1 protein-coding gene is annotated in these 355 nt (G+C 59.2%); it reads right to left on the reverse strand.

All coding sequences use genetic code 11. The features are described from left to right. Positions 1–355: class II fructose-bisphosphate aldolase (locus BN1800_RS39800; RefSeq protein WP_179214042.1), on the reverse strand; the 355-nt coding region annotated here is incomplete at both ends.

The raw sequence follows: 355 nt of genomic DNA on the forward strand, positions 1-355 counted from the left end.
CTCCGTCACCTGTTTGGTGACCCCGACATTGTAGTCCCAATCGGCCGGTGTTTTGGCATCCGCCTTGAGCGAGCCGTCCATCATGACGGATGTGAAGCCGGCTTGAATGGCGGTCATGCAACTGGACGGTTCGTTGCCGTGGTCGAGGTGCACGCAGACCGGGATGTGGGGGTAGATTTCGACGACTGCATCCATCATGTGCTTCAGCATGATGTCGTTGGCATAGGCTCGGGCGCCGCGAGAAGCCTGCATGATCGCGGGCGCGTCGAGCGAATCGGCCGCCTCCATGATCGCGAGGGCCTGTTCCATATTGTTGATATTGAATGCGGGCACTCCGTAGCATTTTTCTGCGGCG

The sequence above is a fragment of the Rhizobium sullae genome, from assembly GCF_900169785.1.
Taxonomy (GTDB): domain Bacteria; phylum Pseudomonadota; class Alphaproteobacteria; order Rhizobiales; family Rhizobiaceae; genus Rhizobium; species Rhizobium sullae.